The sequence below is a fragment of the Gelidibacter sp. genome (assembly GCF_035577925.1).
In the GTDB taxonomy this organism is placed as follows: Bacteria; Bacteroidota; Bacteroidia; order Flavobacteriales; family Flavobacteriaceae; genus Gelidibacter.
Window position 1 is genome coordinate 1 of record NZ_DATJCY010000212.1, and the last position, 4340, is coordinate 4340.

Annotated in this window: 5 protein-coding genes and 1 pseudogene; 1 reads left to right on the forward strand and 5 read right to left on the reverse strand. The window is 35.0% G+C overall.

The window, feature by feature from the left end:
• Nucleotides 1-653 precede the first annotated feature (653 nt).
• Nucleotides 654-1475 (forward strand): sulfite exporter TauE/SafE family protein, encoded by an 822-nt coding sequence (locus VNJ50_RS08425; RefSeq protein ID WP_325580868.1) that lies wholly within the window; start codon nt 654-656, stop codon nt 1473-1475.
• Between the two features lie 35 nt (nt 1476-1510).
• Here VNJ50_RS08425 and VNJ50_RS08430 read toward each other — a convergent pair whose 3' ends face one another.
• The 5 genes and pseudogenes from VNJ50_RS08430 to VNJ50_RS08450 all read right to left on the reverse strand — a co-directional run bounded on the left by VNJ50_RS08430 (nt 1511) and on the right by VNJ50_RS08450 (nt 4133).
• A complete protein-coding gene (locus VNJ50_RS08430) occupies nt 1511-2056 on the reverse strand; it encodes a DUF1697 domain-containing protein (protein WP_325580870.1) in 546 nt (181 codons plus the stop codon).
• Between the two features lie 150 nt (nt 2057-2206).
• Nucleotides 2207-2449, reverse strand: a complete 243-nt coding sequence (locus VNJ50_RS08435; RefSeq protein WP_325580872.1) for a hypothetical protein — start codon at nt 2447-2449, stop codon at nt 2207-2209.
• Nucleotides 2450-2458: 9 nt separating this feature from the next.
• A pseudogene (locus tag VNJ50_RS08440) lies at nt 2459-2634 on the reverse strand (pyrimidine dimer DNA glycosylase/endonuclease V); the annotation flags it as partial.
• 291 nt (nt 2635-2925) lie between these two features.
• Nucleotides 2926-3270 (reverse strand): hypothetical protein, encoded by a 345-nt coding sequence (locus VNJ50_RS08445; protein ID WP_325580876.1) that lies wholly within the window; start codon nt 3268-3270, stop codon nt 2926-2928.
• Nucleotides 3271-3428: 158 nt separating this feature from the next.
• On the reverse strand, nt 3429-4133 hold the full coding sequence (locus VNJ50_RS08450) for a hypothetical protein (RefSeq protein WP_325580878.1): 705 nt from the start codon (nt 4131-4133) through the stop codon (nt 3429-3431).
• Nucleotides 4134-4340: the final 207 nt, after the last annotated feature.

Consider the following 4340-nt stretch of genomic DNA (forward strand, 5'->3'; position numbering starts at 1 on the left):
CCATATTTTGCCAATACCTTGTGCCTTTTGCACCTCTCAAATATAGCAATACTTGCATAAAAACATCATTTTTTTTGATTTTAACAGTGTCATAAAATAGTGAATTATGCTTCTTTTAGCCGCTTTGTAGTTGTATTGGGTCAAATTATAATTTATGGTTTTTAAATTTTGATTATTAATGAGATTGATTAACAGCATATTTGCAAAGCAACCCCAAAGTAGCAGGGCTGTAAAGACCATGTATGTAAAATTAATGTTAAATTTTTATATGTTTTATAAATTGTCTCTACAAAATCACGTAAATCGATAAAATGGGAGGTGTTTTTTTAGGATTGATTAGTTTGTCTGATTGGTTTTGCGCTATTATAAGTACAAAATTCTGTCTAAGCACCAACCTCAATACACTTTAAGTTAACTGTAAAAAAAGTACAAAACACTTCCAAAACTAGGTTTAAAGCCATTCAATTTTGTGGTTCTCTAAACAGCTTGGCCATCCCACTTTTGCAATACTTCCTCTTGGTTGGGTGCACCCGGTTTAAAAGCTTAAAGTAGTTGCGATTTTCTTGTAAGTTTAAAAGTCTAATTTATCCTTCATATGCCATTCATTATCCTATTTTGGTTTTTTTATATTTGCCACAAAAACAAATGGACAGATGGAACTGTATGTGTTGGGTGCGCTTCTTTTCTTTTTAATCGGAGTGGTTTTAAGTTTATTGGGCAGTGGAGGAGCAATCTTAACCATACCTGTATTGGTTTATGTATTTGATGTTAATCCTTATTGGGCCACGTCGTACTCCATGTTCATCATGGGGCTTTCCAATTGGACAGCTACCATTGATAACATTAGAAAAAAATACATCCTTTATAAAATTGGTTTGTATTTTGCCATCCCTGGTTTATTAGTGACTTTTTTGGTCCGACGGTTTGTTTTGCCCGACATTCCAGATATGGTGTTCAAAAATGAACTGATGCACGTTTCTAAGGGAAGTGCCCTAATGCTTGTTTTTTCGTTCCTTATTTTTGTTACCGCAATACGTACCTTAAAGAGTAAACATGTACATGAAAATGTGCCCATGGCTTTCTCTCCCGTTAAAAGTATGTTTCAAGGCGCAGCTATTGGCCTAATTACCGGCTTTGTTGGGGCTGGTGGTGGTTTTTTAATAGTTCCCATACTTGTTTTATCCTCAAAAATACCAATCCGACAAGCCATTGCAACCTCCTTGTTTGTCATTTCTATAACGACATCTTTAGGCTTTTTAGGCGATTTAAACCCTTCGGTTTATATGGATTGGCCGTTTTTGATTTATTGTGCCACCTTTTGTGTAGCAGGTGTTTTGGTTGCGAATTCCATAAAAGATAAGTTTACCAGTAAAACGCTAAAATTGATATTTGGATACTTTATCTTGAGTTTAAGTATCCTTATTTTTATTATTGAGATCAATAAGTTGGGGCTAAAGCTTGTTGCTTTTCTTTAGTAAGCCATTGATTGGCAGATAGGTATTTGTTTGGTCTATCGGCCTGTAGCTAATTTTAGAAGTTCGTTTGTTGTTTTCCAATTGCGTGTGGTTGCGGTGACCTTCAGTTTGCTTTCTAAAAAATTATTATTGAGTTTCGTTTTTCCATAGCCATTAGGACAATACAAATAAACTGCGTTTGGCGTAAATTCAATGTCTTCGTCTGAATGTTTCTTTTTAATGATACTTTCTTTATCAAATCCATTTGGAACCTCAGCTAAAAAAGTAACATGTAAAAATGAATGGTCCTTCAGCGGATCTTTAGCAAATGGGTTATTGGTAACAATGGTCCTTAAAGTTTGTTCGGATAGCACAATTACAGGAACGTAGAACCCAAATTCACTTTCAAGTTTTGAGGAGATTGTTTTTTCAAGTTTTTTCTGATCTTTTTCTTTTGCCGAAAATATGACATTGCCACTTTGCACATAGGTATGTATGTTTTCAAAGTTCAGTTGATCATACATTTTTTTCAAAGCGTCCATGTTAATAAGTTTTTGTCCGCTTACGTTAATGCCTCTTAAAACTGAAATGTATGTTGTCATTTTCTGCTTTTGGTTTTAAATAGAGGGTCTTGATAACTTGCTTGTTATAAAAGATAATTATTTTTATTAACCTCAACCATTTTAAAGAATCGCTTAATATGGGCGGGGCATATTTATCCAAAATTTGTCACTGTCCCTTGATCTTTGCATTCATGTTATTTCCCAGTTCTCAATGTCGCCTTTAATAATTTCGAACATCGGATGCTGATCTACATTGTCCAAATCTTTGAGTTGGTCATATCTGTCTCTATCTCGACTATAGAGTTTGTTCAGTAGATGCTTCTTTTCGTAAGCCATTTGCCCAGTAGTTACTTTCAAAATGGCAGGTTCAAAGTTCCAGTTAATCTTTTCTTTATTAAAATTATAGTGCCTTGCCAATGCTTCGTTATACACTGTGGCGAGATATTCGTTTATTCGTTCAACGGGCTGGTCTGCTTGCTTAAAACGGTCAAGCTGAGGATGGTTTTGTAGCCTTTGGTCTTACCTTCCAGAACGTGTTTGGCAAGAAGCGTTTCTCGCCATAAAGCAACAAGTCCCTTGGTGTCTAAATATTTAGGATGTATGGACCAGATTCTCATTAATAATAATTGGTGTTAAAAGTTTAAAAAGTTGTCGCCTTTCATTCGCTCTTTATTATGGGGCAAATTTATTTGTTTTATTATAGAAGGCAAAAGCTATTCGCCCGTACGATCTTATCGCTAGGATTAATTTAGGCTCTAATTTTTATTATATCTATATTTTGTTGGTGATAATAGCGTTCGGGCGGGTTTCAGAGCACAAAATTTCAATTCATTATTAAAGTCATTAAAAGCACAAAGCTCCAAGTGATACGTCAGCCCGCCTGACGCAAAACTCGTGTTAGCGTTCGTTTATTCTTTATGTACATATATGTTCTTCACTATATCTTTTTCATTCATTTCTACTATCAAATATTTAATATAATCCGGATCAATGTTCCAACTATATTTTTCGCGGATTAGATATTGAAGCGAATTTTCTTTTTCAAATTCTGGCTCACCGAGTAAATTAATTATCTCGTCAGATTTCATTCCGATAAGAGTGTTACTCGAAATTAAATCTAAAATCATTTTTTCTCTTGTATCATTCAATTGCCAATCAATTCCTTTTTCATTCCACTTTTCAGAATTAAAGGGAATATCATTTTGACAACTTATGAACAAAATCAGACACGAAAATAAAATCCAATATTTCACAATTCTAAATTTTTAATGGAGGCTAACGTTGGGTATATTGGCGATGGGCGGGACTTTTAGCACTAAAGCCCAATAAAAGAACAAAAGTTCAGCCTTGTACCTTTCGCCCGATAGAAGCACTTCAGCCCGCCTATTGCAAATATGGTTGTTAGCAACAGTTACTTTTTGTCGTAAAGATAACCATTGAATAATTTTATAAGTTGTTTCTCCATTACTTGCTCGTCTGTTGGTTCTTTTTCAACAGGCATAGATTTCTTATAGTACGTGATTTCATCTTTGTCAGCGTCAAATATAAATGCGTACAAAGTCAGATTAGATTTTATGGGTGTCGGTATAACCATGCCTAATGTCAATATACCTACGGCTGCCCCTTTTGCAACTTGTCCACCATAATTTCCTTTCCGCCGCCCAAAACCCGAAGCGATGGTTGCAAGGGCAAACCGTTGATTGTTATTTTTTAAAATTGAGTCAATCGTGTGGGGTAATGGGATGCCACTAAGTTTTTTCCGTTGAGTAATAAGTCTTACAAGATATGCTAATTCATCTTCCACTTTTGCTTTAATGGTATCGTTTGCGAACAGTATTTCTTTGTCAAGACGAAGTGAGGCCTTGTTTTTGTCAAGAAGCAAACTCAAATTATCAGAAGTGACTTTTGAAAGTGAATCGCTTAATGCTGCTTTGTTTCCTTTCTCTATAAACTGAATATAGGATAGCGGTTGAAAATAGTCAACATTATTAATTTCAGTTACCGTTGTGGTGGATGATGCAAGATGTTTATTTACTCCACAAGAAGTCAGGGTCAAAATACTTAATAAAATAATCAGATGTCTCATACGGTTGTCAGTTTTTGTAATTGTTGCCAACGTTTTGGGGCTTGGCGTAGTGGCGGAACCGAGCTTGCGAGCTCATCGAAGATAAATTGAAGCGAAAAGTTTCAATTTAGCGACACGGTAAGCAAAAGCCAATTAATTGAATAAATTTAAGAAAAAAGTCAATGTAATTGGCTTTTGCGCAATTTGTCTCAATCATTTTAATTTATCATTATCCCAATTTTTGGGATTGTTGATGAT

Coding starts and splice junctions, on each gene's coding strand:
- VNJ50_RS08430 (WP_325580870.1), bottom strand. CDS start 2,056: ATGACAACATACATTTCAGTTTTAAGAGGCATTAACGTAAGCGGACAA.
- VNJ50_RS08425 (WP_325580868.1), top strand. CDS start 654: ATGGAACTGTATGTGTTGGGTGCGCTTCTTTTCTTTTTAATCGGAGTG.